Source organism: Pseudomonadota bacterium (genome assembly GCA_008501635.1).
GTDB lineage: Bacteria > Pseudomonadota > Gammaproteobacteria > QQUJ01 > QQUJ01 > QQUJ01.
On sequence record QQUJ01000025.1, the window covers coordinates 26314 to 50913 of the forward strand.

The following is a 24600-nucleotide window of genomic DNA, read 5'->3' on the forward strand; positions in this document are numbered from 1 at the left end:
AAAACTGTGCCCAATAACCCGCTACAATAACTGAGTGTTACTATTGGTTATTCGCCGTCTGACAAGGAGAATGTGATGCCCCAGCCAGTCCCTGGCTCTCTGGTCGATCGTTTTGGTCGCCGGGTCACGTACCTGCGTATTTCGGTCACGGATCGCTGCAACTTCCGTTGCCTCTACTGTATGGCCGAGGAGATGGAGTTTCTGCCGCGAGCCCAGGTATTGACCCTGGAGGAGATCGCCGAGATCGGCGCCGCGTTTGCGGAACTCGGGGTGACCAAGATCCGCATCACCGGGGGCGAGCCGCTGGTGCGTCACAACATCCTGTGGCTCTTCGACCACTTGGGGGCGCAACCGGGGCTCAAAGAGCTGACGATCACCACCAACGGGGCGCTGCTTCCGAAAATGGCCGAAGGCCTGTGGGCCAGTGGCGTACGGCGGCTCAATATCAGTCTCGACAGCCTTGATGCGGAGCGATTTCGCCGCATTACCCGCAACGGCAATCTCGACGAGGTGCTGGCGGGAATCGAGGCTGCTCAACGGGTGGGATTCCGGCGTATCAAACTGAACGCGGTAATTCTCAAAGGGCTGAACGACGACGAGATCGTGCCGCTGGTCAATTTCGCGCGAGCGCGTGGCCTGGACATCACCTTTATCGAAGAGATGCCACTGGGTAATGTCGACGGGCACGATCGGCTGGGTTCGTACTACTCAAGCGATCTGGTGCGTCGTGACATCGAAGGCACCTTTGAACTGATTCCGACCGCGGAGACGACGGGCGGACCGTCGCGCTACTATCACATCGCGGGCGAACCGACCCGCATCGGATTCATCTCGCCGCACAGTCATAACTTCTGCGGTGACTGCAATCGCGTGCGTCTCACTGTCGAAGGCCGTCTGCTGTTGTGCCTCGGCCAGGAGCATTCGGTGGATCTGCGCCGCGTGATCCGCGCCAACCCGGGGGATCGCGAGCGTTTGCAGCAGGCCATCGTGGCGGCCATGGAGATCAAACCCAAAGGGCACGAGTTCGACCTCAGCGAACGCCCGGTGATCATGCGCCACATGAACGTTACCGGCGGATGAGAGTGGCAGAACACCCTTGAAGGCTTTGCCTCCTGACGGCGTTGCGCGGGATACTCTGTTATCACAATCCAATTGACAGCAATTTCGATGGTGACACGCTACCGCCCCCAAATGACCCAGGCCGGTCTTGCCCCGACCCATGCGGTGACCGCCATTGACGAACACGGTGAGCCACGCGAGGTCAGCATCGCCGGCGAACGTCCCCTGACGCTCTATGTGGATAAGCATGAAGTGGTGACCTTGATGACTCTCGGCGGCCACCCGGAAGCGCTGACCCTCGGTTATCTCCGTAACCAGGGTTTCATTGGCGAGATCGAGCAGATCCGCTCCGTCCAGGTGGATTGGGAGACGGATTCGGTGGCGGTCGTCACCCATCAGGGCACCGACGGGTGGGATGAGAAGCTCTCACGCCGCACCGTCACCACCGGGTGCGGTCAGGGCACGGTCTTTGGCGATCTGATGGCGCGCCTGGAGCAGATCCGGTTACCGCGCCCGCAACTGCGGCAATCGATCGTCTACGCGTTGCTCGATCGCCTTGCCCATCACAACAGCGTCTACCGTGCCGCCGGTGCCGTCCATGGCTGCGCGTTGTGCTCGGCCACCGACATTCTCTGCTTCGTGGAAGATGTCGGCCGTCACAACGCCGTCGATGCCATCGCTGGATGGATGTGGCTGGAAGGCGTCCCAGGGGACGACACGATCTTCTACACCACCGGCCGCCTCACCTCGGAGATGGTCATCAAAGTGGCGCAGATGGGAATCCCGGTACTGCTGTCGCGTTCGGGGATCACTGAAATGGGACTCTCGCTGGCTCAGCAACTGGGCGTCACCATGATCGGACGCGCCAAGGGCGAGCATTTCCTGATTTTCAACGGACAGGAAAATTTCGTACTGGATTCAACACCGCATCGAGTCCGCCCGGCATCCTGACGGCCCGCCACAGGAATCAGACCTGCCTGCGCCCCATAATGCTGAATTTACCTCTATAACTACCAAGGTAGTTGCCTACTATTCGATGGGCTTGGAGAGTACCAGCTGGGTCTTGCGCAGTTCGAACCCATGCCGGTAATAGAATTTGTGCGCCCGCTCGCGCTCGACGCGCGTGCGTACCCGTAGATCGGTAATCCCGCAGGCACGCGTCCAGTACAGTGCCGCCTCGATGAGGCGTGAGCCGATACCCCGGCCGCGATACGCCTCGCCCACGATCAGACCGCCGATCTCGGCGAAGGGATCCATCTCCAGAAGTTCGTGACGATAGACGTGCACCCATCCTACCAGCCCGTCACCCGCCATCTCGGCTACCGTGATGTGATTGCGGGGGTCGCGCAGCATCGACTGCATGCGCTCTCGCACCTGTTGCGCAGTCGATGGATATCCCAGTGCTTCGGCCAGTCCAGCGATGTCTGCGGCGTCGCTGATACGTGCATCGCGCAGTTCGATCTGCGGCTCTCTTTTAGCTAGTGCCATGCTCTTCCCTCCTCTGCTCTCCACCCCTTTTCACACTAAAAGCACGGTACTGTAAATACCCTTTTACATTATGAGGTCATTAACCCCTGCGGTAGCAGGGTCACTGTCGCGGGTTATAGCTCACGATCAGCGTCTCGGCCGCCCGGTCGCGCAACGGGATAAGTGTCTGATATGCCGCCGATTCGAACCACTCCTGCAGCGTCGGTTGATCGCGAAAACGAATCACGACGGCCTGATCGAGTTTGGTTTCACCGGCCAACACGTTTTGGCACTGCCCCCGGAACACAAGCTCGGCGCCAAAGGGAGACAACGATGCGGCGACACCCGTTACATAACGTTGCCACAGCTCAGGGTCCTTGATCTTTATCTGTCCTATGAGATAGGCGGAAGGAGGCGCCTGGACGCCCAGCAGCCGATCCAGAAACTCCAGCCGATCCTGGCCAAAGAGAACGTCGCTGCCCACGACATAGGTCGGAACGCCGATGGCCGAGTGGCCGATGGCCTCATCGGTGTTGGCGGCCAGACGCTTCTGTGCAGCCTCCGAGTCGCTTGCCGCAACCAATGCCGCCCCGTCCAATCCGACCTCATTGGCGATCTCGGCAACGGTGTCGGGATTGGAGACGTCGCGCTCCTCCACCCAACAGCCCCGCATCAAAGCAGCCGTGAAGTCTGCCACTTCGTGCCCCTGTTCCTGAGCGGCGACGATAGTCAGACAGGCGAATCTGTCGGGCACCGGGAAATACCTGGGCTCCAGGTTCATCGTCAGACCCAGAAAGGCGCGCCAACGTCGCAACTCCTGCATACGGTTGGCGAGCAAGGCCGGAGGCCGTTGAGCAATCGGCTGGTAGCCTGTGGTGGCAAAGATGCGCGGCAGTTCGACCGGTTTGAAACGCACCGTCGCCCCGTGGCGTTGCGCGATCTTGAGCAGCCGCTCCAGACCGATGAAACTCCACGGCGAAACGGGGGTGTAGTAGAAATCGATCGACGGGTCCATCGGCAAGCCTTTCTTGGTCGGTGGCACTTGACGCAGCGGACAGGTATGACCGCAACGCTGCGAATTGCCCGTGGTGGCGAATCGCCCGACAAAGGGTAGCATTAGCTCAATTACCCGACGACAAACCCGCGATGCGCCATCTCGACGCCGAACAACTCTGCCGGCTGCTACCGTGGACGGACCTCATCGAGGCGCTGCGCGACGGCTTTCGCGCCCACTACACCGTTCCCCAACGCCACCACCACACCGTTTCGGTGCCGGATGCAGCGGATGCGACACTGCTGTTGATGCCCGCCTGGCACTCCGGGCGCTATCTGGGCGTGAAGACCGTAACCGTCTTTCCGGACAACAGCGCCCGCGGCCTGCCCGCGGTCCACGGTACCTACCAACTCTGCGACGGCGCGACCGGCGAACCGTTAACGCTCATGGACGGCAGTGAACTGACCGCGCGCCGCACCGCAGCCGCGTCGGCACTGGCATCGGGGTTTCTCGCGCGCGCCGAGGCCACCCGACTGGTTATGGTCGGAACCGGCCGACTCAGCCTCAATCTCATCGCCGCCCACAGCGCGGTGCGGCCGATCGAACAGGTGACCGTCTGGGGGCGCTCGCACGACAAAGCCATCGAGGTCGCGCGTCAGGCTGCCGCTCTCGGTCTCACCGCCACGGCCACGCAGGATCTTGCCGCGGCATGCCAGGATGCTGACATCATCTCCACCGCAACGTTGGCCGGCACACCGCTGATCCAGGGCAAATGGCTGAAACCCGGCACCCATCTCGATCTGGTGGGCGGTTTTCGGCCCGACATGCGCGAGGCCGACGATGAGTGCCTACGGGTGGCGCAGATCTTTGTCGATACCCGCGAAGGGGCGCTCGGCGAGGCGGGTGATCTGGTGCAGCCGCTGCGGTCAGGTGCGATTTCCCGCGATGCCGTGCGCGCGGATCTGTTCGATCTCTGCTGCGGCCATCATCCGGGCCGCGGCGATGAAGCCGCGATCACCCTGTTCAAGTCGGTCGGTACTGCATTGGAAGACCTGGCGGCGGCCATCCTGGCCTACGAACGATCTAAACCACTTTAATCTCGCGGATCGGTTCGTCACGCAGAAACCGCTGGAACCCCAGACGACGCAGATCGAGATGGCGATACTCCCCGTAGATCAGCAGTTCGCTGATCCCCCGTCCCACTGCCGGTGCCTGCTGCAGGCCATGACCGCTGAATCCATTGGCGAAGAGCAGGTTTTCCACGTCGGGATGCGGGCCCAGGATCGCGTTCTGATCGAAGACGTTGTAGGCGTAATGCCCAGCCCAGGCACCGGTGCGCTTGATCGCCTCGAAACCGGGAACGCGATGGGCCAGTTTTGGCCACAGGTGTTCGTCAAAGAAGTCGAGATCCACCTCGAGATCGAGACAATCGGGATCGTTCTGAGCCGGCGGGGATATCCCGCTGATGAACTGCGTTCCTTCGGGACGGAAGTAACAGCAGCTGGGATCGACGACCAGCGGGCACCCTGCCAATGGGGTGCGGCAATCGAAGACAAAGACATAACGCTTGCGGGGATGTACCGGCAACACGACTCCCGCCATGTGCGCCACCTGACGGGCGCGGGGACCAGCCGCATTGACGACGTGCCCGCAGTGTATGCGTTCACCACCGGCGAGTTCGACCGCTTCGATGCGCCGCCCCACCCGTTGTAGCCCGACCACTTCCTGTTTACGGTAGTGAACTCCCAACGCGATGGCCTTGCGGCGAAACGCCTGCAACAGCGCGTAAGGATCGAACCATCCCTCATCGACCACGCCGAGCGACCCCGCAGCCAGGTCATCGACATTGAGCCAGGGGAAACGTCGCGCCAGCTGGGTGCGATCGAGTCGCAGGACTTTGACGCCCATCGCGTGTTGAATTGCCACATTGTTATCGAGTGCTTCCAACCCTGCGGCCGTCGCCAGAAACAGATAGCCCCCCTCCTTGAACTGTACGTCGGGGCACTCGCCGTTCACCGCCAGGTGTTCCGCAAGGTGCTTGAGGAAGGTGATCCCAAACTGGGAGATCGCGATGTTTTCCGGGGTCGAGAACTGCTGACGTATCGACCCGGCAGACCGTGCGGTCGACCCGTCCTGGTAAGTGGGATCACGTTCCATCACCGTTACCCGCCCTGCGAAATCTGGATTGGCGGCGAGAAAATAGGCAACGGCGCTGCCGATCACCCCACCCCCGACGATGACCACATCCGATTTCATTGGCAGATACTCATCCCGGCTTGCCCTGAAAGGCTGAGGATCATAGCATCGAGTGCTTCGGGAATTCTCCGTGCCCCGCGCATCGGGCACGCATCCAGGAAATCGTATGAAAGTCCTTGTCATTGGCAGCGGTCTGGCCGGCGTCGCCAGCGCCTGGTTTCTGCGCCAGTACGGTGCGGAAGTTACCGTCGTGGATCGATGTGACGGTGCTGCGATGGAGACCAGCCACGCCAACGCCGGCATGCTGACCCCCAGCATGGCCGACCCCTGGAACCATCCGGGGATGCTGTTGAAGCTGCTCAAGTGGATCGGGCGTGAGGAGTCTCCGATGCTGTTGCGTCCCGCGGCACTGCCGGCAATGGCGGTTTGGGGACTGCAGTTTCTGCGCAACTCATCGCCCGAACGTCATCGGGAGAACACACTCAAGAATCTGCGTCTCGCCAACTACAGCCTAGACATACTGCGGGAACTGCGCGCCGAGCTCGGTATCGAGTACGACAGTCTCACCGCGGGAACCCTCAAGTTCTTCCGTGATCGCAAGACGCTGGATGAGTTCGTTCAGCTGGCCGAAGTTCTGCACGAGCATGGCGTGGATTACCGCGCCCTCAAAGGCGACGCCGTCATCGAACTGGAGCCCAGTCTCGCGCCCATCCGCAACGCACTGGTGGGTGGTCTGCACTTTCCTGCAGACGAATCAGGCGATGCGCGACTATTTTGTGAAGCGCTGGCGACACGGGCCGGTGAACGGGGTGTCGTGTTTCGCTTCGGCGAAACCGTCAGCGATATCGTCACAGAGCGGGGCAGGTTTCAGGCGCTGCTGACCTCCGCTGGCCGACTGGAAGCCGATGCCTGTGTCGTGGCAGCAGGTAGCTACAGCCCCCTGCTGGTGAAACCGCTCGGTATCAAGCTACCGGTGCGCCCCGTAAAAGGGTATTCGATCACGCTGCCGCTGGGCGACTGGCATCCCCGGCCACAAATGCCGCTCATCGACGAGACGCTGCATCTCGCGGCTACGCCGCTGGGCGACAAACTGCGCGTTGCCGGAACGGCTGAGTTGGCCGGTTGGGACAACCGCATTCGTCCGGAACGTATCGCCAATCTACAGCGTTTCGTAGGGCAGGTTTTTCCCACCTATCCTGCGCATCGTCATCAGGACACGATCACCGAATGGGCAGGGCTGCGACCCATGAGCACCGATGGTGTCCCCGTCATCGGCGCGACCCCTGTCGCGGGACTCTACCTGGCGACCGGTTACGGGCATCTCGGCTGGACGATGTCCTCCGGGGCAGGCGCACTTCTGGCCGCGCTCGTCACCGACCATCATCCCCCTCTGGATCTTGGACCGTACAGTCTGCAAAGACAACCGCATCCGGATCGCTAACGCACCACACAACCACGGCCGACAGTTGGTCTACGCTTGCTAGAAACGGCGGGATATCCCATGCAGCACACGACTTACGCAGCACACTATCGCGGCCTGATCCTGATCCTTGTCGCCGGTTTGATGTTGAGCGCCTGCAGCGCCACGCGCATCGCCTATCAGAATGCCGACAACCTGATCGCCGGTTACGCCGAAAAACATCTCGACCTCGGCAATGAACAATCACAACTGCTGCGCGACCGATTGGCGGCATGGTTGGTGTGGCATCGCACCGAACAGGTACCCGGAATGCGCGAGCAACTCGACGCGATACATCGACAACTGGCCGACGGGTTGACGGCACAGGAAGCCGAGGCGGTGATCCAGGCGATACGACATGGCCTGAAGAGCGTGATCGCGGGATTGCTTCCCGCATCGGCAGAGCTCTATTCCTCACTCTCCACATCACAATTGGCCGAACTCGAAGCGGCCTTTAAAGAGAACAACGAGGAGTACCGCGAGGATCTTCTCAACGACAGTCTTGAGGCGCGTCAGGAAAAGCGCCTGCGGTGGTTCGTCAAACAGGCAGAACGCTGGGTGGGTGATCTGAGCGACGCCCAAACCAATTGGTTGGAGCTGCAATTGCTGCGCTATCCAAGCACTGCCGAGGAGTGGTTGGAGTACCGCATCGCACAACAGCAGAGACTGCTTGGCTTGCTCCGCCGACACTCCGGCGCCGCGCAAATTGAGAAGTTTTTACTCGAATGGACGGTGGAGCGTCAGGGGTTGACCCCGTCTCTCGCGAAATCCAGGCAGGAGATGCTGAACGATGCGCCGCGTCTGCTGCTGGAGTTCGATGGCAGCCTGAGCCCTCGGCAGCGCGAGCACTGGTTGGAGCGACTGACTTTTTATCTGGGTATGGCCGATAAGATGATTCTCCCACGCGGGGAGAATAGCGCGCCTGCTCAGAACTGAACCCACCGGTGTTGTCTACCCGCTCCGTTACCTGCAGGCGGCGCTGGCGCTCTCCGCAGTGCGCTACCTGCACTCTCCGATCGATTCGGCTGCGCAGATACGACCGTCGGTCCAGGTCGCATTATCAAAGCGCGCTTTGATGATGATCGCCCCTAGGAGATTGGCCCCACGCAGATTGGCCCCCGTCAAATCCGCATCCAGCAGATTGACACCCACCAGGTTCGCCAGCATCAGGTTGGCACCGCGCAGATTGGTGCCGTGCATGTGAGCCTTCTCCAGATTGGCCAGCATCAGGTTGGCGCCCTCCAGACTGGAGAGTTGGAGAATCGAGCCCGATAGATCGGCGCCCTGCAGATCGGCGTTGTCGAGTCGCATCGAGGCCATCGATGAATCGTGCATATCCACGCCCGCTGCCTTAGCGCCGATACGAATCGCCCACGAACACTGGGCCTCGGGTTCGAATTTACAGAGCGTGTTGATGTCTTTCAGCTTGTCGATATCTTTGGTCCAGGCCCCCGCTCCGGATGCAACCACAGCCATCAGCACGAAGCCTGCGCCAGTCAGGAAATGTCGGAAGTTACGAATACCCATCTCAAAACTCCTCCTGGCCCATCTTGAGTGTCCCTCGCAGCGCCCTGCGCTGTTGCGGAATTTCTATTGTTTATCCCATTGGAGATAGAACGAGCAGAGGGGCATCATGGAGCAGAAAAGAGGGTGTGTAAAGGGAGAGACATGCGCGCGCCAGAGACCAGAGAATCAGCGGGCAACTCGGTCGTTACCCGCTATCCCGGGATTCAAACGTCGATGCGTTCCAGGTATTCCTTGGCCTTTTTCAGGTATTTCGGCCACCACTTTTCGGTCTGATCGATCAGCCACTTCCTCTGATCCTTTTTCGAAGGTCCGTTGACCGCCGTGTACGCGTCAGTCACACCGCGCCAATAGGCACGGGCAAGGAGTCGTGCCAGGCGCTCATCGTCCGGTAGCTGCTCCAGGTCGGTCACCGTTTCCTGATCGTTGGCGGCCTCTTGCAGCTCCTCAAGTTTTTCCCCCTCGGGTTGTGGGATGTACATCTGGCCAGGAACCATGAGTTTGAAATTCGCCAGTCCCTCCTCTTCCTTGATCTGTGCGAACACCTCGCAGGTCATGCAGGAGAGGCGCTTTTCCGCGAACGAGCCCTGTACCTTGCCGCCGCACAGTGTCCCGGTGACGGCCCAACAGATACGGCCGCCATTTTTGCCGCTGTTGAGGCCGTTAGCATGCGTGTCAACGGATGCCGCGCAGACACCAACTCCGCCGACTTGATTCCGCCCGGCTCGCGGCCACACCCTTTAAAATCCCAACAGTTTGCTTTTTGCATACTCATCCCCTCATTTATCAGCGAAAAACGCTCGCGGGCGCACGGCTGCGACCGCGAATTGACGACTACCGGGGATCAAAACACTAGATTTACTTATAAGTTACTATGGTTTTTGAAATATATACATTATTTAGGCGTGAAAGGTTAAATAAATTTTCATTATGAGTGCCATGGATATTAATTGGTCACCACAGCCCCCGGAGAAACGAAATTCCCTTCTGTAGCGCGTTACCTGTCGCGTTTTAACTCGGGATTGACTATCGGGGGCAACGATTTCAGGTAAGTGGCGATCGCCTGACGGTCCTCGGAGGTCAGCCGGCTGGTGCCGTGATCGATCACCTCGGCCATCAGGCTGCCTGCGTAATCACCATCCGGCGTTCCACCGGTCTCCAGGTACCAAACGATATCGCGTGTGCCCCACTTCCCGAGGCCGGTCGTGCGTTCCGGCGTCAGGTTGGGTACCGGATCGCCCTCCGGGCCGATCGGGTTACCCGACAATTCCAGGGATTCTCTGACGCTACCCCACGGCGTTCGTGGTGTATGGCATTCACCACAATGGCTTAGCGCCCGCACCAGATAGGCACCGCGATTCCACTCTTCAGATCGGGTGGAATCAGGCTCGAAGTCGGAACGGTCAAAAAACGACCATTTCCACACCCGCGCTGCTACAGAACGCACCAGGTACCAGGGCAGTTCATGAGGCCGGTTGGGTTGGGAAATCGCGGGGACCGATTGCAGGTAGGTCCACAAATCACGTGCATCCTCGATGCGCATCCGCGTATAGCTGGTGTAAGGGAACACGGGGAAATAGTGCCCGTTGGGCCCGGTCCCCTCACGCAGCGCCGAGACGAAGGTTGCTTCCGACCACCGACCTAATCCATGTTCCGGATGCGGGGTGATGTTGGGGGCATAGAAGACACCGAAAGGCGTGTTCAGGGCACGTCCTCCAGCCAGGTATTCGCCGCCCTCCGGTTCAGTATGACAGGCTGTACAACCCGCGGCGGCCAGCAGATAGCGACCGCGTTCCAGACTGCCGGAGGCGCCGAACGCAGGCGCCAGAACCATCGCGCACACCAAGCCCATGGCAGCGCCTAGTTGAATCAAACGCTGGTCGCAAAGCATGGCGTGGTAATCAGTTTTTCTTGCGCCGGTACTCCTCGTGACACCCCTTGCAGCTTTGCCCGACCGCCTTATAGGCTTGCCCGATCCTGCCCGGATCACCCGACTGGGTCGCTGCTACCAATCCCGATGCCGCTTCCTCCGCAGCGGCGACTTTGGATTTAAAGTCATCCTTGTTGCTCCAGATCTTGTCCAGAGCATCCGTCTCTCCGAAGTCGGACCCCTCGGGAAACAGTGCCGGGACGATCTTGGTGAGCGTAAGCAGTCCCTGGGCATGATCCGCCATGTTGCCGGCAAAATCGGCGCGCCCCTGCACCACCATGCCCATCGCGCCCATATAGCCGGCCTGGGCTTTCATGATGCCTTGCCGGTACTTGATGGTGCCTTCTTCGTCGGCGATGGCCTGGCCGACAAGAAGACACAGCAACATCGCTGAAATGGAAGGGATTCGCTGGGGGACGGGGTGTTTCATGGTTGGGTTCTCCTTAACGGAAGGGACAAATGGTAAAACGCCAAAAGGTTCCAACTTATTCCGCTGTTTCATCAAATGTAGCCCATCGCGAATCAGCCATTGGCTGAAAAAGCTGACGGCGTTCAGGCGATGTTCGCCGGCAGCAGAGCCTCTTCATTCTGAAAGTCGGTGGCATCCAACAACCAGACCAAAAGGTGAGCGTCAGCAGTTTGTACCGCACCGGGCTGGTGAGGGCTTGCCGGAACGCCCAGCGCATACTGCTTTCCCCTAACGCGGACAGGGGATTCTACATCTCATTCCACTGGTGGAGTTTTCTTTCCAGGGTCTTGCGCCCGATGCCCAGGCGCCGGGCGGCTTCCGATTTGTTGCCCCCCGCGCTCTCCAGCACCTGCAGTATATGGCGTTTCTCGACCTCTTCCAGAGACCACTCGGAGGGATAGCCGATGCGGCCTACCGGTTGCTTGTCGCCATTGCCGCGTTCCTGCCAACACTCGCTGGGATGCGCCCCCAGCAGCAGGCAACGCTCGATAAGGTTTTTCAACTCACGCACGTTGCCCGGCCAACCGTAGGTCTGCAACTGCTGGATATCGGCATGATCGAAAGCCAGTGCCGGAACGCCCAGTTCCGCAGCCATCCGTTCCGAGAAAAAGAAGGCGAGTTCGGGGATATCCTCGATGCGTTCGCGCAGCGGCGGCATGGTGATGGTGAGGACATTGAGGCGATAGAAGAGATCCTCGCGGAAATTACCGAGCTCCACCTCCTTCTCGATGTGCTTGTTGGTGGCGGCAATGACGCGCACATCAACCGGCGTCTCGCGCTCACTCCCGATCGGCCGTACGGTGCGCTCCTCCAGCACCCGCAACAGCTTGGGCTGCATGGGCAGCGGCATTTCGCTGATTTCGTCGAGAAACAGGGTGCCGCCATTGGCGTAGGTAAAGAGTCCTTCGCGTGATGTATGCGCGCCGGTAAAGGCCCCCTTGACGTGGCCGAAAAGTTCGCTCTCCAGCAATTCGGGGGAAATCGCCCCGCAGTTGATGGGCACGAAGGGGCCGTCGCGACCGCTGAACTCATGCACCGAGCGCGCAGCCAGCTCCTTACCGGTGCCCGATTCACCGGCGATATGCAGCGTCGAAGGTGTTGGTGCCACACGTTGGATGATCTCACAGACCCGCTGGATCGCCGGGCCGTGCCCCACCATACCGCCCATGTCGTACATGCCGGCTATCTGACGGCGCAGTACAAAATTCTCGCGCGCCATACGGCGTTGATCCAGGCATCGATGGACCGATGCCAGCATCTGCTCGAGCCGGAAGGGCTTGATAATGAAATCCGACGCCCCTGCCCGCAGTGCATCGATGGCTGTCTCCACCTCCGCGTAGGCCGTGATGAAAATGACGTCGGCACGATTGCCCTGCTCGCGCAGATGGTGCAGCCATTTGAGTCCGTCGCAACCGGAGCGGCCTATATCGACGATCATCAGATCGAAATCGGCCTCGGCGAGCAGCACCTCGGCCTCTCGCGTGCGCTCAACCGCTTCGACCCGCTCGCAGGCGTTGGCGAGTGCGCGCTGCAGCAGGTTGCGCATCCCCGCTTCGTCATCGACGATCAGAATCGCGGCCAGACCGCGCGCTTCGTGACGGTTTGCATTTTCTACGTCTGGCGCGGCTTGTTGCGCATCCGACGCTAACGGTGCTGCCATACCTCAGATCCCTCGAAATGGTTCCAAATGGCCCAATTCTGTCCCTTCAACTGACCCGCAAGCGATTCACAATGAACATGAATCACTCTACTGCGTCATAATGAACCAATGACAACCGATCAGGCATTACCCCATAACTGCGGTTCACTACGTAATCCCCATTAAATCCAAGGTGTAATGAAGTACCCGCTTTTCCCGTGGCATAGGATTTGCCATCACCGTGCCGATCTGAGAAAAGAGGTTCGTTGAATCGTTAACACGAAATCACCATTGCAGATCTGGAAGAACGATGAACACTGATTCTAATAATAGACTCTCCCTGACGGGTGTGGCGCTCGCCGGCGGCATGGGACGACGTATGGGGGGGCAAGACAAGGGGCTGATCCTGCTGGCCGGACGTCCCATGATCGAGTACGTCCTGGATGCGCTGCGCGACCAGGTGGACAGTTTGATCATCAGTGCCAACCGCAATCAGGAGGTCTACGCGGCCTATGGCGTTCCGGTGGTCAGTGATGACATAGGCAACTACTTCGGACCCCTGGCAGGTATGACCAGCGCCATGAACGTCGCCCCCGCAGGGCTGCTTCTGACCGCACCTTGCGATTCCCCGCTGGTCGCGAAAGACTATGCGAGTCGCATGCGCCAGGCTTTGGTAGAGAATAGGGCAGAAATTGCCGTCGCCCACGACGGCGAGCGGTTGCAACCGGTGTTCGCCCTGCTGCTCACCTCTTTACGCCAGGATCTGATCGGATTTCTCGAATCCGGCGAACGCAAGATCGACCGCTGGTATTCGCGGCATCGCATGGTTGAGGTCGATTTTTCCGATCGCGCGGAGATGTTCTTGAACGTCAATCGTCCCGAGGATCGCGAAGCCCTGGAGATGCGGCTTGGATAGCGGCAACGCCGGTGCGCAAACGCACCCACACCATCTTTACACCAGAGGACCACAGGTTTGTTGACGAAACCCATACTCGGCATCGCCGCTTACAGCGGAACGGGCAAAACAACCCTGTTGCGTCAGGTTATTCCCCTTCTCGGCCAGCGCGGTATAAGGGTTGGGATGATCAAGCACGCTCACCACAAACTGGAAATCGACACACCCGGCAAGGACAGCTATGAGTTGCGCAAATCCGGCGCCGATCAGGTTTTGGTGGCCTCCAATCGTATGTGGGCATTGATGGTGGATACCCCAGGCCAGGATGAGCCACAGCTCGATGAACTGGTGCGCAAGCTGGATCAGGAGCGCATCGATCTGATTCTCGTGGAAGGCTTCAAACAGGGCCGCTTTCCCAAAATCGAACTGCATCGACCGAGCGTCAATAAGCCGCTGATTTTTCCCAAAGACGACACCATCATCGCGATAGCCTGCGACGCCGAGCTATCGACAGCAACGGACCTGCCGTTGCTGGACATCAACAGTCCGCAACAGATAGCCGATTTCATATGCAGCTATGTGGAAACTGCAGGATCCGTCACTGCCTCCATGCCCTGATCCTCATTCCCCGTACTGCAGGCGTCCGATGATCCTGATCATAGGCAAGCGGGAGCGGCCACGGTTAGTATCGCACTCGTTCAGGGCTGAGGTCGTGGAGGTGCTCAGTGCGCAAAATCCAAATCGCGATGGTAGTGGCGTGGTTCACTGTCGCCGGCGAAACGGTTGCCGCCGCGGGAGATCAACGCCAGATGGTGGAGTTGCCTCCCATGATGCAGGAACACATGCTGGGTAATATGCGTGACCACCTGCTGGCTCTCAATGAAGTACTGCTGATGCTCGCGGCAGGGGACATGGATCAGGCAGGCCAGATAGCGGAAAACAGGATCGGACTTTCATCACTGCAGCTCCACGGTGCTTCACATATGGCGCCGTTCATGCCGGAACAGATGCGTACCATCGGGACTGATCTTCACAAGGCAGCGAGTCGCTTTGCGGTGGTGGCGCAAGACGCCGGAGTTGAGCACAGCTATGCGGCACAGCAGAAGGTGTATGGCGCGCTGGCGGAGATCACCGCCCGCTGCAATGCCTGCCACGCGGCGTTTCGCATTCGCTGATCAAGCGACACCGTCGAAATCGGTCCCTGGTTTAAGACCGAAATGCATCTCCAGATCCAATTCGTGGATCAAACCGTTGACCGCCGACGGGCCATGCTCGAGTTGAATCTCGCGCAGTATCAGTCGCGCCGCATCGCGGTTGCACCCGCTGCCGAATTCGACCCGCACGCGAATCGGTTCACGTGCTCTTGCGATGGTCATTCGCTTTAATTACTCCGCAGCGTCGGGAGCACGGGCGCTACTTCACGCCAGTCAGGGTGCAGGGCGCACCGATCGTCCCTGATAGTGAGATATGGATCGAATGACTTCTTCCATCGGGATCTCGGCAAGCGCCCCGAATCGGTTTTTCGCGTCCGTTATCAGCGCGTAGATATCGTCCACCGACTTACTCTCCGAATCCGGGTCCAGCGTCTGCCGCAAGCCCATCAAGCCGCCCCCCTGGACCTTGATCTCCTTGGCATGCGGCAACGGACCTGTGATGTGCGTGAGATGCAGCGCAAACCGGGCGTGTTCATGAACCAATCTCAAGAATTCGCTGCAGCTCAACTGCGCGGATTGCGAAGCGCATGAGATCCCCTCTCTCTCCGCCAGGTTGAATTTCTGCGCGTTTCCACACCCGCACCGACCCGAGAGGATGATCTTCTCAAATGAGCAGGGTATATCCTGGAGATCCAGGTAAGTCTTTCTGAGTTCGTTTTCATCCATCGGAAAGTATCTTCATACCAACGGTACCGCGAGAAGGTGCGCTACGCCGGCTACTATTCAACGAATAACACGAAAGCCCGGCGCGTTTCAGATACTACGCCACCAGCAGGGATCAATATAGCGTCTCAGTACTCTGACATCACACCTGGCCGTGTTTCGTGCAAGAGCCGCATTTGCCCCATGAATGCGGTAAGCTATTGCGCCTTGCAGAAATAATCCGCACACGAGGAAGACCATGAGCGAAACGCACGCCCACGCCGCCAACTGCTGTGACGATATGCCCAAAGGCACATTGACCGTCGATCAGGCGCTCGAGCGCATTCAGAGTGCCGTGCCGCTGGTATCGGGCATCGAGCGCGTCGCGATCCGCGAGGCGCTGGGGCGGGTGCTGGCGGTGGATGTGCACTCGGCGGTGGATGTCCCCTCCCACACCAACTCGGCGATGGACGGCTACGCGGTCAACTCGGCCGATCTGCCCGGTGAGGGCGAGGCAAAACTGAAGGTGATCGGCACCTCGTGGGCCGGTCGCCCCTATACCGGCACGGTAGGCCGTGGCGAGTGCGCGCGTATCTTCACCGGTGCGGCCATGCCGGATGGAACCGACACCGTGCTGATGCAGGAGGCCGTAGAGCGCGACGACGATACCATTCGTCTTCTGGCGCGCCATAAAGCGGGCGAGAACGTGCGTCACGCCGGTGAGGATCTCGCCCAGGGCGGCCTGGTACTGGAGGCGGGTCATTGGATACGCCCCGCCGACATCGGCGTGCTCGCCTCGGTGGGCGTTCCCGAGGTCAACGTGCGCCGGCGCCTGCGCGTCGCCTTCTTCTCCACCGGCGATGAGTTGCGCTCCATCGGCGAGCCTCTGGGCAAAGGCGAGATCTACGACTCCAACCGCTACACGATTTACGGAATGTTAAAGCGCCTCGGCGTCGAAATGATCGATATGGGCGTAATCCGCGACGACCGCGATGCCACGCGTCAGGCGTTCAAGGATGCCGCTGCCATCGCCGACGTGGTGATAACTTCAGGTGGTGTCTCGGTGGGCGAAGCCGATTTCGTCAAGGAGACGCTCGACGAACTGGGCAAGGTGGATTTCTGGAAGATTGCCATGAAGCCCGGCAAACCGCTGGCCTTCGGTTTCGTCGACGGTGCGGTTTTCTTCGGATTGCCCGGCAATCCGGTATCGGTCATGGTCACCTTCTACCAGTTCGCGCTTCCCGCCATGAAAAGCATGATGGGCTGCCGCGAGACCTTTACCCCGACCTTCCGTCTGCCGCTGGTGGATAGTCTGAGGAAAGGCAAAGGCCGCACCGAATTCCAGCGCGGCATCCTTGAACGCGACGCCAGCGGCCAGCCGGTGGTGCGCACCACCGGCGAACAGGGATCGGGTATCCTCAGTTCCATGAGCCGCGGCAACTGCTTTATCATCCTGCCGCGCGACAGCGAAGGCGCACAGCCGGGGGATATCGTCGAGGTGCAGCCGTTTGATGGGATTGTTTGACAATCACTTTTTAACCACAAAGTACACGAAGTGAGTTCCGCTGCCACTGGCGGCATTCAGCCGGAGTAAAGACTGAAATTTCGCCCTCCCTTTTTGGTATTGAAATTTTGTTGTGTTTTAACTTCGTGAACTTTGTGTACTTAGTGGTAACCGCTTTTCGCCTTTGAGCCCGATGTCCAACTCCGCATATATCTCGGTCTTCGAACCCCGCCTCCCCAGCAAACCCGGTCAACGCCTGACCTGGGGCCGGCTGCCGGGTGCCAGTTCGGCACTCGTGATCGCCACCGCCGCACAACGCCACGACGGCCTGGTGCTGGCGCTGGTCGATGACGCGGCGAGCGTCGATCGGCTGGAGGCGGAACTGCGTGTCTTTGTCGACGATCTTCCGATTCTCGCCTTCCCGGACTGGGAGACACTGCCCTACGACGTCTTCTCGCCACATCCCGATATCGTTTCGCGACGCCTGTGGACGCTGAGCCGCTTGCCCACGCTGGCGCGGGGCATACTGGTGGTCTCGGTCAACAACCTGTTGCATCGCCTCGCCCCGCCGAGCTACCTGGCAGGTGCCAGCCTGCTCCTGGATGCAGGCGATACCCTCGATATCGACGTGATGCGCAGCCGGCTGGAGGCGAGCGGCTATCACTGCGTACCCCAGGTGGTGGAGCACGGCGATTTCGCAGTGCGTGGCTCGCTGCTCGACCTCTACCCCACGGGTGCCGAACTTCCCTACCGCATCGATCTGTTCGACGACGAAGTGGAATCGATTCGCACCTTCGATCCTGAGACCCAGCGGTCACTGGAGAAGGTGACAAAGGTAGAGCTGCTGCCGGCACGCGAGTTCCCCTTCACCGAGGCGGCGATCCGCCAGTTCCGTCAGGCGTGGCGCAGTGCCTTCGAGGGCGACCCGCAGCGCAGTCAGATCTATCGCGAGGTGAGCAACGGCATCACCCCCGGCGGGCTGGAGTATTACCTGCCGCTGTTCTTCGAAACGACCGCCAGTCTGTTCGACTATCTGCCCGTTCACACCCTGCTGGTGGGACCGCAGGGGCTGTTCGACTATGCCCAGACGTTCTGGAGCGAACTGGAGACCCGCTACGAGCAGCGCCGTCACGATATCGAGCGCCCGCTGCTGCCACCTCGCCAGCTGTTCGTCGAGGTCGATGAGCTGCGTCATCACTGCAAGCGCTTTCCGCGGGTCGCCGAGCAGTCCTTCGAGGCGACCGATACCGCGGCGGTGAACTTCGCCGCCAGCGCCCCACCGGCGTTGGCGCTGCAGCCGCGTGCCGCGCGTCCCGCCGGGATGCTGCAGGATTTCATCGCCGGCTTTGAAGGCCGCACCCTGTTTGCAGCCGAGTCGCCCGGGCGCCGCGAGGTGTTGCGTGACATGCTGCGCGATTGGGGAATCAACGCCGCGTCGGTGGAAGGCTGGCACGAGTTTCTCGCCAGCACCGAAGCAGTGGCCCTGACCGTAGCGCCGCTGGAACGCGGTCTGTTGCTGGAGTCCCCGCGCCTGGCGGTGATTGCCGAGTCGCAGATCTTCGGCGAGCGCGCCGCTCAGCCGCGTCGCCGCCGCGACAGACAGCGCGATACCGATGCCATCGTCCGCAATCTCACCGAATTGCAGCTCGGCGCCCCGGTGGTGCATGAGGAGCATGGCGTCGGCCGCTACCTGGGATTGGAAAGCCTCACCGCCGGCGGCATGGAGGGAGAATTCCTGAAGCTCGAGTACGCGGCTGGCGACAAACTCTACGTGCCGGTGGCCTCGCTGCATCTCATCAGCCGCTATACTGGATCGGCGCCGGAATCCGCGCCGCTGCACAGACTCGGCAGCGAACAATGGGCCAGGGCCAAGCGCAAAGCGGCGGAGCAGGTGCGCGATGTGGCCGTCGAACTGCTTGATCTCTACGCCCGGCGTGCCACCAGCAAGGGCCATGCGCTGCACCCCGCGACCGACGAGTACGCGCAGTTCGCCGCCGCCTTCCCGTTCGAGGAGACGCCCGATCAGCAGAGCACCATCGACGCGGTACTCGAGGATCTGCAGAAGGATCTGCCCATGGACCGGGTGGTGTGCGGCGATGTGGGATTCGGCAAGACCGAGGTGGCGTTGCGCGCCGCCTTCATGGCGGCCACCGCCGGCAGGCAGGTGGCGGTGCTGGTGCCTACCACGCTTCTCGCCCAGCAGCATCACAACAACTTCAATGACCGCTTCGCCGACTGGCCGATCCGTATCGAGGTGCTGTCGCGTTTCAAATCCAGGAAACAGCAGGATGCAGTGATGGAGGAGCTGGCCACCGGTAAAGTGGATATCGTGATCGGCACCCACAAGCTGCTGCAGAAAGGCGTGAAATTCAAAAACCTCGGGTTGGTCATCATCGACGAGGAGCACCGCTTCGGCGTGCGCCAGAAAGAGGTCTTTAAGAACCTGCGCGCCGATGTGCACGTCTTGACGCTCACCGCAACTCCCATCCCACGCACTTTGAACATGGCGCTCTCGGGACTGCGCGATCTGTCGCTGATCAGCACCCCACCGGCACGCCGCACCGCGATCAAGACCTTCGTCGGCGAGTGGAACGATGGCTTGTTGCAGGAGGCCTGTCTGCGTGAGATCAAACGCGGCGGTCAGGTCTACTTCGTCCACAACCGGGTGGAGAGCATCGACAAGACTGCGCAGCGCGTCGAGAAGCTCATACCGCAGGCGACACTGCGTGTGGCTCACGGCCAGATGCGCGAAAGCGAATTGGAGCGCATCATGCTCGACTTCTACCACCGGCGTTTCAACATCCTGGTCTGCACCACCATCATCGAGAGCGGCATCGATGTCCCTACCGCCAACACCATCGTCATCGATCGCGCCGACCGTCTCGGCCTGGCCCAGCTGCACCAGTTGCGCGGGCGCGTGGGCCGCTCGCACCACCGGGCCTACGCCTATCTGGTCACGCCCCCGCTCCGTTCCTTGACCGCCGATGCCATCAAACGACTGGAGGCGATCGAATCTTTGGAAGACCTGGGCGCGGGCTTCATGCTGGCCAGCCACGACCTGGAGATCCGTGGTGCCGGCGAACTGCTCGGTGAAGAACAGAGCGGCCAGATGCACGAGGTGGGCTTCACCCTCTACATGGAGATGCTGGAGCGTGCGGTCACGGCGCTCAAATCCGGCCGACAGCCGGAGTTGGAACAACCGCTGCACCGCGGCGCGGAAGTCGATCTTGGTATGCCGGCGCTGATCCCCGAGGACTACCTGCCTGACGTGCACACCCGACTGGTGCTCTACAAACGCATCGCCAGCGCCGAAGACGCGGACGAATTGCGCGAACTGCAGGTCGAGATGATCGACCGCTTCGGCCTCCTGCCCGAACCCTTGAAACGGCTCTTCGAGGTCACACGCCTCAAGCTCAAGGCCCAGGAGTTGGGCATCACCAAGATCGAGTCCAGCGCCAACGGCGGGCGCTTCAGTTTTGTGGAGCAGCCCGATATCGACCCGCAGCGTGTGATCCAGCTCATTCAAACCCGGCCCGATGTGTATAAAATGGACGCCCAGCAACGGCTGCGTTTCAACCAGGACCTGGCCGATCCAGCGGCCCGTGTGAAGGTCATCGATGAATTGCTCGACACCTTGGCCCGGAAAGCCGCGGCGTAGTTGGCACGGAACCGAAATGCCTATGACTCGACGACTCACGCTGATCTTCATCACCTGCCTGGCATCGTTGTCGGCCCTGGCCCAGGGGGCCGATCCGCGCTGGTATCAGGTCGAAATTGTACTGTTTCTCAATGAAACCGCGGGTAAGGTGAGCCGCGAAGATTGGTCACGCGATCCTGGTACGCCCGACCTCCAAGACGCAGTGACGCTACAACCCATCCCCGAAGCGGCCGCAGGATTGATGCCGTTTCAGATCCTCACTGCCGATGAACTGGAGCTGGGTTCCGCGGTTGAGAAATTGCACCGATCCGGTCACTACAAACCGTTGCTGCATACCGGTTGGCGCCAGCCGGTCGAAGAGAATCAGGTCGTCTTCCCGCCGGTTCTGATCGATGCGCCTTTGGCGGTGCCACCGGAGAAAAATATCGCCGAAAAAGCGGTGGAAGCTCAGTCTACCGATACGCACCAGGCACCGGCATTGGCCGACCCGGCCATTGCCCAACCCATTCCTCTGGCACCCGTTGCCGCGTCGATCGAACTCCAGCCTCCCGAACCCAAGGCCGGTATAGAAGGATTCATCCGATTGCGTGTCGCACGGTTCCTGCACCTGGATGTGGATCTGGTTTACCGCAAAGAGCTGCCGCTGCTGCCGGAGATGATGCAGACGCCCAATGCCGCGGGTAGCGGCGCGCTGCTCACCAGCGACAGCACTTCCCGGGAGACGCCGCAACAGCCTTTTGTTTCGGGATTGATGGCCGATTTTCTGGGTCTGACCAAGACCTTCTTCCAGCCCTATCGGTTGACCGAACAGCGCCGCATGCGTCGCGATGAACTGCACTACATCGATCATCCCTACTTCGGTGTGTTGGCCAAGGTTTCCGCCTACGAACTGCCGGCTGCGGAAAACGTACCGGCTGTTCCCGTGGCGCAACCCGCGCCGCTGCCGCTACCGGTTACCAACCCCGGAAAAGCAACCGCAAAACCACTGCGCTGAATACACCTTTCAACATCGAGCCACACAAAGCTTACGAACCCAACCCGCTCCGGTGGCGTTCACCGGCCGCACAACGCCGGTCGATTTGTCGTAGATGGGTGTCTGCTCTTGAAACAGGCAGTTTTAACTTCGTGTACTTGGTGCACTTCGTGGTAACAAGCGCCTTTTCGCTCACAATATCGGAATCACTGCGCCCAGCAATTTCTTCACCTTCTCCATGCCCGATTTCAGGTTGAGGTCGATCTCTTCCATGGTGATCGTGCCCGGCGCGCGTCCCGCCGCCCAGTTGGCCACCACTGCACAGGTGGCGTACTCCAACTTCAGTTCGCGGGCAAGCGCGGCTTCCGGCATGCCGGTCATGCCGACGATGTCGCAGCCATCACCTTCCAGACGGTTGATTTCGGCAGCACTCTCCAGCCGTGGCCCCTGCGTGGCGCCGTAGGTGCCGTTCTCAACGGCATTGATGCCTGCTTCCCGTGCGCTGGCGATCAACGCCCGGCGTAGCGATTCGGTGTAGGGGTAGGTGAAGTCGATATGGGTCACCTCGGAGAGGTCGGTTTCGAAAAAGGTGCTCTGCCGACCCCAGGTGTAATCGATAATCTGATTGGGGAAGACAATCTGGCCGGGCGCCATGTCCGAACGGATACCTCCAACCGCCGCCACCGCGATAATGCACTTTACGCCGATGTGCTTCAACGCCCAGAGATTGGCGCGGAAATTCACCTTGTGCGGCGGAATGGTATGCCCCGACCCGTGACGCGGCAGAAACACCACCTCGTGTCCCTGCAGCACGCCGCTGCGCAGCGCCGCGGACGGTGGCCCGTAAGGGGTGCTCACCACCTCTTTGCCCGTCAGCTCGATATTGCTGAGCGAGGTGAGTCCCGTACCGCCAATTATCGCGATTTCCGCCATTGCAAATACCCGCCTTTAGCTTTCGCGCAGGGCATAAATGCCTGCGGCACTGCGAAGATAACCCTTGTAGTCCATGCCGTAACCAAACACATACCGATCGGGGACTTCGAGCCCGGCATAGTCAACGGTGCTGTCGGCCGGCCTACGATCGTGCATTTTCATCACTAAAGCGGCACTGCGCACCTCGGCGGCCCCCTCCTGGCGCAGATAATCGACAATCGCTCTGAGTGTCAGTCCTTCGTCGAGAATGTCGTCCACCACCAGGATGCAGCGGTCGCGGACCGCCATGCTGGGACGCGTGATCCAGTAGAGATCGCCACCGCGCGTTCCGCCACGATAGCGCGTTGCATGAAGATAGTCATACTGAAAGGGGAACTGCAGTCGCTCAATCAGCTTGGCGGCCGGCAGTAATCCGCCCAACATCACGCACAACACCAGCGGATCGCGGTCCTGCAGATCGCGCGTGACGGCAGCGGCCATGCGATCGAGGGCAGCTTCGACCTGGTCGCGAGTGAAGAGGCAATCGGCGTTCGCTGCAATCTGACGCACTTCCTCCACTTTGAGACTCATCCGCATGCTCCCCTGTCGCTACCCGCAAAGCGGCTGATTATAGAGGCCGAATCAGGGTGAGGCTATGTCACTCGATAATCGATAAAGGTGCGCAGGACAGCCGCACCTGCAATCCGTTGCTCCGAATCCGGCTATGGGTACGCTGGTGCCAGGTGCCGCCGCCAACGTGAGGGAAAGTTCGCACTCATCGCCTTGCGGCACCAGATCAACGGCGACCACGCGTGCATGGCGATGCATTAACAGTGCATCGATATGCCAGTGCCCTCCGCATGACTGGCCGCTCGCGACACGTAGGTGGCGTGCCACCCGCTGGTGCAGTCCGCGCCGGGCACTACCCAGGTAACAGTACCGGCCAGGCGCCAGACGCAGCCGCCCCAGGCACCCGGGAGTGATGCAAGCCGGACGTGAAAGCGCGACGATCAATCGATAGGCGCCGCTGTTGAGGGAGTACGCCTGATCGCCAGGACGGCTGTTGCCGTTTCCGGCCAGCGTGAACTCAGGTGGGAAAATCCTCTGCATAGCGTTCGATCCATTCCGCGGCGGCCTGTTCACCGCTCAACCGGCGCCCCTCCGTGGCCAGCACCTCGCGCTTGTAGTGCTCGATGTGGCAGGCTTGCTCGACCATGCGCACCGCGAAGCCGGTCTCTTCGTCGGCAAAACGCACCCCGATGTCATGACCACTGTCAGCTGGACGGCACCACACCACCGTGCCCTCCGCTCGGAAGGGCGGCCCATGCAGCGCAATCGTGATGGACAATACAGTACCGGGCGGCAGGGGTTCGCGGGCATGGAAACAGAGCCCGCCATGACCGATATCGCGCAACGGCTGTTGTCTGCTCGCTGTCTGATCAGTGAGCTGAAAGTGCAGCGGTATGTCGGTAGGGTGTCTGAGATATTGGCGCATCGGGATCGGGGCGGATCCCTCCACCCACTCCTGCGACCAAGGTTAACCCGGTTTGGCCATCAATGACTACGGCGGAGAGGAGCAACCGTAACTCAGTGCTCGCCCTTGGTCTTGCGTATGCCCGCCAGCCGATTGCCCTGTTTCTGTGGGCCACCGAGTGGAAACATGTCGTGCAGGTAGCGGTTCGTCCCGAACTCCGGGCCCCACGCCTCCTGAAAATGCTTGATCATCACCCGTACCTGCGCCTGCACACCGTGTTTTTGATAGTAATCACGGATATAGCGAATGACATCCCAGTGACGTTCGCTGAGCTCCACGCCTTCCTGCGCCGCCAGCGCTTCGGCAAATCCCTCGCTCCATTCACTCATATCCTGGATATAACCCTCGGAGTCGGTCAGCACTTCGCGGCCATCGACGTGCACGGCACCGGTTTTATGGGCGTAGGGGTTGGTCTTCAAATCACTATCTCCTGTATTGTGGTGACACAGCGGTCACTATGGGAAGCACACTGTCGCGGTTGAATACCACCGAGTGGCTATCACTCTAGTTATATCCACCCCCTGAGCAGGC

At 60.4% G+C, this 24600-nt stretch carries 25 protein-coding genes and 1 pseudogene; 11 read left to right on the forward strand and 15 right to left on the reverse strand.

Annotated features, from left to right (window positions below; genetic code table 11):
- Window positions 1-75 precede the first annotated feature (75 nt).
- Window positions 76-1080: a GTP 3',8-cyclase MoaA gene (gene moaA, locus DWQ09_15425; protein ID KAA3626671.1), complete on the forward strand. Its 1005-nt coding sequence runs from the start codon at window positions 76-78 to the stop codon at window positions 1078-1080.
- A gap of 87 nt (window positions 1081-1167) precedes the next feature.
- Window positions 1168-2010, forward strand: a complete 843-nt coding sequence (locus DWQ09_15430) for a sufurtransferase FdhD (GenBank protein KAA3626672.1) — start codon at window positions 1168-1170, stop codon at window positions 2008-2010.
- A 78-nt stretch (window positions 2011-2088) separates the two neighbouring features.
- On the opposite strand, the gene DWQ09_15435 is transcribed toward DWQ09_15430, so the two are convergent.
- Together DWQ09_15435 and DWQ09_15440 are read right to left on the reverse strand one after the other, a co-directional pair.
- Window positions 2089-2547, reverse strand: coding sequence for a GNAT family N-acetyltransferase (locus tag DWQ09_15435; protein ID KAA3626673.1), 459 nt, complete (start codon window positions 2545-2547; stop codon window positions 2089-2091).
- Between the two features lie 100 nt (window positions 2548-2647).
- Window positions 2648-3643: a DUF1330 domain-containing protein gene (locus DWQ09_15440; protein ID KAA3626674.1), complete on the reverse strand. Its 996-nt coding sequence runs from the start codon at window positions 3641-3643 to the stop codon at window positions 2648-2650.
- A 29-nt stretch (window positions 3644-3672) separates the two neighbouring features.
- On the opposite strand from DWQ09_15440, the gene DWQ09_15445 reads away from it, so the two are divergent.
- Complete coding sequence (locus DWQ09_15445; protein KAA3626675.1) at window positions 3673-4617, forward strand: ornithine cyclodeaminase family protein; 945 nt, start codon at window positions 3673-3675, stop codon at window positions 4615-4617.
- On the opposite strand, the gene DWQ09_15450 is transcribed toward DWQ09_15445, so the two are convergent.
- Window positions 4604-5776, reverse strand: coding sequence for an FAD-binding oxidoreductase (locus tag DWQ09_15450; GenBank protein ID KAA3626676.1), 1173 nt, complete (start codon window positions 5774-5776; stop codon window positions 4604-4606). The two genes, DWQ09_15445 and DWQ09_15450, sit on opposite strands and share 14 nt — an antisense overlap.
- Window positions 5777-5882: 106 nt before the next feature.
- On the opposite strand from DWQ09_15450, the gene DWQ09_15455 reads away from it, so the two are divergent.
- Together DWQ09_15455 and DWQ09_15460 are read left to right on the forward strand one after the other, a co-directional pair.
- Complete coding sequence (locus tag DWQ09_15455; GenBank protein ID KAA3626677.1) at window positions 5883-7157, forward strand: D-amino acid dehydrogenase; 1275 nt, start codon at window positions 5883-5885, stop codon at window positions 7155-7157.
- A gap of 60 nt (window positions 7158-7217) precedes the next feature.
- The gene (locus DWQ09_15460) at window positions 7218-8111 is read left to right on the forward strand and encodes a hypothetical protein (protein KAA3626678.1); all 894 of its coding nucleotides are present in this window, start codon (window positions 7218-7220) and stop codon (window positions 8109-8111) included.
- A 63-nt stretch (window positions 8112-8174) separates the two neighbouring features.
- On the opposite strand, the gene DWQ09_15465 is transcribed toward DWQ09_15460, so the two are convergent.
- From DWQ09_15465 to DWQ09_15485, 5 genes and pseudogenes are all read right to left on the reverse strand, one after another.
- Window positions 8175-8702 carry a pentapeptide repeat-containing protein gene (locus DWQ09_15465; protein ID KAA3626679.1) on the reverse strand — a complete coding sequence of 176 codons (528 nt, stop codon included), beginning with the start codon at window positions 8700-8702 and terminating at the stop codon, window positions 8175-8177.
- 515 nt (window positions 8703-9217) lie between these two features.
- Window positions 9218-9468 (reverse strand): annotated as a pseudogene (locus DWQ09_15470) (hypothetical protein).
- Between the two features lie 228 nt (window positions 9469-9696).
- Window positions 9697-10533, reverse strand: a complete 837-nt coding sequence (locus tag DWQ09_15475) for a cytochrome C (protein ID KAA3626737.1) — start codon at window positions 10531-10533, stop codon at window positions 9697-9699.
- A gap of 67 nt (window positions 10534-10600) precedes the next feature.
- Complete coding sequence (locus DWQ09_15480; protein ID KAA3626680.1) at window positions 10601-11131, reverse strand: cytochrome c; 531 nt, start codon at window positions 11129-11131, stop codon at window positions 10601-10603.
- A 214-nt stretch (window positions 11132-11345) separates the two neighbouring features.
- The gene (locus DWQ09_15485; GenBank protein KAA3626681.1) at window positions 11346-12758 is read right to left on the reverse strand and encodes a sigma-54-dependent Fis family transcriptional regulator; all 1413 of its coding nucleotides are present in this window, start codon (window positions 12756-12758) and stop codon (window positions 11346-11348) included.
- 289 nt (window positions 12759-13047) lie between these two features.
- On the opposite strand from DWQ09_15485, the gene mobA reads away from it, so the two are divergent.
- The 3 genes from mobA (at window position 13048) to DWQ09_15500 (ending at window position 14807) form a co-directional block, all read left to right on the forward strand.
- Entirely contained in the window at window positions 13048-13653 is a 606-nt protein-coding gene (mobA, locus tag DWQ09_15490) for a molybdenum cofactor guanylyltransferase (GenBank protein ID KAA3626682.1), read from the forward strand.
- 57 nt (window positions 13654-13710) lie between these two features.
- Window positions 13711-14250, forward strand: a complete 540-nt coding sequence (locus DWQ09_15495; GenBank protein KAA3626683.1) for a molybdopterin-guanine dinucleotide biosynthesis protein B — start codon at window positions 13711-13713, stop codon at window positions 14248-14250.
- 128 nt (window positions 14251-14378) lie between these two features.
- On the forward strand, window positions 14379-14807 hold the full coding sequence (locus DWQ09_15500; protein ID KAA3626738.1) for a hypothetical protein: 429 nt from the start codon (window positions 14379-14381) through the stop codon (window positions 14805-14807).
- On the opposite strand, the gene DWQ09_15505 is transcribed toward DWQ09_15500, so the two are convergent.
- Entirely contained in the window at window positions 14808-15008 is a 201-nt protein-coding gene (locus tag DWQ09_15505; protein KAA3626684.1) for a hypothetical protein, read from the reverse strand.
- Window positions 15009-15059: 51 nt separating this feature from the next.
- Entirely contained in the window at window positions 15060-15512 is a 453-nt protein-coding gene (locus DWQ09_15510) for a hypothetical protein (protein KAA3626685.1), read from the reverse strand.
- A 235-nt stretch (window positions 15513-15747) separates the two neighbouring features.
- Here DWQ09_15510 and DWQ09_15515 point away from each other — a divergent pair, with 235 nt between their 5' ends.
- The 3 genes from DWQ09_15515 to DWQ09_15525 all read left to right on the forward strand — a co-directional run bounded on the left by DWQ09_15515 (window position 15748) and on the right by DWQ09_15525 (window position 21644).
- Entirely contained in the window at window positions 15748-17013 is a 1266-nt protein-coding gene (locus DWQ09_15515) for a molybdopterin molybdenumtransferase MoeA (protein KAA3626686.1), read from the forward strand.
- A gap of 172 nt (window positions 17014-17185) precedes the next feature.
- Window positions 17186-20650: a transcription-repair coupling factor gene (locus DWQ09_15520; GenBank protein ID KAA3626687.1), complete on the forward strand. Its 3465-nt coding sequence runs from the start codon at window positions 17186-17188 to the stop codon at window positions 20648-20650.
- Window positions 20610-21644 carry a hypothetical protein gene (locus DWQ09_15525; protein ID KAA3626688.1) on the forward strand — a complete coding sequence of 345 codons (1035 nt, stop codon included), beginning with the start codon at window positions 20610-20612 and terminating at the stop codon, window positions 21642-21644. The genes DWQ09_15520 and DWQ09_15525 overlap by 41 nt, the downstream gene beginning before the upstream one ends.
- A 171-nt stretch (window positions 21645-21815) precedes the next feature.
- On the opposite strand, the gene DWQ09_15530 is transcribed toward DWQ09_15525, so the two are convergent.
- From DWQ09_15530 to tusE, 5 genes are all read right to left on the reverse strand, one after another.
- On the reverse strand, window positions 21816-22556 hold the full coding sequence (locus DWQ09_15530; GenBank protein KAA3626689.1) for an S-methyl-5'-thioinosine phosphorylase: 741 nt from the start codon (window positions 22554-22556) through the stop codon (window positions 21816-21818).
- Window positions 22557-22571: 15 nt separating this feature from the next.
- On the reverse strand, window positions 22572-23126 hold the full coding sequence (locus DWQ09_15535; GenBank protein ID KAA3626690.1) for a hypoxanthine-guanine phosphoribosyltransferase: 555 nt from the start codon (window positions 23124-23126) through the stop codon (window positions 22572-22574).
- A 51-nt stretch (window positions 23127-23177) separates the two neighbouring features.
- The gene (locus DWQ09_15540) at window positions 23178-23645 is read right to left on the reverse strand and encodes a GIY-YIG nuclease family protein (protein ID KAA3626691.1); all 468 of its coding nucleotides are present in this window, start codon (window positions 23643-23645) and stop codon (window positions 23178-23180) included.
- Window positions 23623-24030, reverse strand: coding sequence for a PilZ domain-containing protein (locus tag DWQ09_15545; protein ID KAA3626692.1), 408 nt, complete (start codon window positions 24028-24030; stop codon window positions 23623-23625). The genes DWQ09_15540 and DWQ09_15545 overlap by 23 nt, the downstream gene beginning before the upstream one ends.
- Before the next feature lie 92 nt (window positions 24031-24122).
- Window positions 24123-24488 (reverse strand): TusE/DsrC/DsvC family sulfur relay protein, encoded by a 366-nt coding sequence (gene tusE / locus DWQ09_15550; GenBank protein KAA3626693.1) that lies wholly within the window; start codon window positions 24486-24488, stop codon window positions 24123-24125.
- Window positions 24489-24600 lie beyond the last annotated feature (112 nt).

Bases quoted from the DNA above. Each gene is read 5' to 3' on its own strand.
- moaA (KAA3626671.1), top strand. From the start codon at position 76: ATGCCCCAGCCAGTCCCTGGCTCTCTGGTCGATCGTTTTGGTCGCCGG.
- DWQ09_15430 (KAA3626672.1), top strand. From the start codon at position 1,168: ATGGTGACACGCTACCGCCCCCAAATGACCCAGGCCGGTCTTGCCCCG.
- DWQ09_15435 (KAA3626673.1), bottom strand. From the start codon at position 2,547: ATGGCACTAGCTAAAAGAGAGCCGCAGATCGAACTGCGCGATGCACGT.
- DWQ09_15440 (KAA3626674.1), bottom strand. From the start codon at position 3,643: ATGCTACCCTTTGTCGGGCGATTCGCCACCACGGGCAATTCGCAGCGT.
- DWQ09_15445 (KAA3626675.1), top strand. From the start codon at position 3,673: ATGCGCCATCTCGACGCCGAACAACTCTGCCGGCTGCTACCGTGGACG.
- DWQ09_15450 (KAA3626676.1), bottom strand. From the start codon at position 5,776: ATGAAATCGGATGTGGTCATCGTCGGGGGTGGGGTGATCGGCAGCGCC.
- DWQ09_15455 (KAA3626677.1), top strand. From the start codon at position 5,883: ATGAAAGTCCTTGTCATTGGCAGCGGTCTGGCCGGCGTCGCCAGCGCC.
- DWQ09_15460 (KAA3626678.1), top strand. From the start codon at position 7,218: ATGCAGCACACGACTTACGCAGCACACTATCGCGGCCTGATCCTGATC.
- DWQ09_15465 (KAA3626679.1), bottom strand. From the start codon at position 8,702: ATGGGTATTCGTAACTTCCGACATTTCCTGACTGGCGCAGGCTTCGTG.
- DWQ09_15475 (KAA3626737.1), bottom strand. From the start codon at position 10,533: ATGGTTCTGGCGCCTGCGTTCGGCGCCTCCGGCAGTCTGGAACGCGGT.
- DWQ09_15480 (KAA3626680.1), bottom strand. From the start codon at position 11,131: ATGAAACAGCGGAATAAGTTGGAACCTTTTGGCGTTTTACCATTTGTC.
- DWQ09_15485 (KAA3626681.1), bottom strand. From the start codon at position 12,758: ATGGCAGCACCGTTAGCGTCGGATGCGCAACAAGCCGCGCCAGACGTA.
- mobA (KAA3626682.1), top strand. From the start codon at position 13,048: ATGAACACTGATTCTAATAATAGACTCTCCCTGACGGGTGTGGCGCTC.
- DWQ09_15500 (KAA3626738.1), top strand. From the start codon at position 14,379: ATGGTAGTGGCGTGGTTCACTGTCGCCGGCGAAACGGTTGCCGCCGCG.
- DWQ09_15505 (KAA3626684.1), bottom strand. From the start codon at position 15,008: ATGACCATCGCAAGAGCACGTGAACCGATTCGCGTGCGGGTCGAATTC.
- DWQ09_15510 (KAA3626685.1), bottom strand. From the start codon at position 15,512: ATGGATGAAAACGAACTCAGAAAGACTTACCTGGATCTCCAGGATATA.
- DWQ09_15515 (KAA3626686.1), top strand. From the start codon at position 15,748: ATGAGCGAAACGCACGCCCACGCCGCCAACTGCTGTGACGATATGCCC.
- DWQ09_15520 (KAA3626687.1), top strand. From the start codon at position 17,186: ATGTCCAACTCCGCATATATCTCGGTCTTCGAACCCCGCCTCCCCAGC.
- DWQ09_15525 (KAA3626688.1), top strand. From the start codon at position 20,610: ATGAATTGCTCGACACCTTGGCCCGGAAAGCCGCGGCGTAGTTGGCAC.
- DWQ09_15530 (KAA3626689.1), bottom strand. From the start codon at position 22,556: ATGGCGGAAATCGCGATAATTGGCGGTACGGGACTCACCTCGCTCAGC.
- DWQ09_15535 (KAA3626690.1), bottom strand. From the start codon at position 23,126: ATGAGTCTCAAAGTGGAGGAAGTGCGTCAGATTGCAGCGAACGCCGAT.
- DWQ09_15540 (KAA3626691.1), bottom strand. From the start codon at position 23,645: ATGCAGAGGATTTTCCCACCTGAGTTCACGCTGGCCGGAAACGGCAAC.
- DWQ09_15545 (KAA3626692.1), bottom strand. From the start codon at position 24,030: ATGCGCCAATATCTCAGACACCCTACCGACATACCGCTGCACTTTCAG.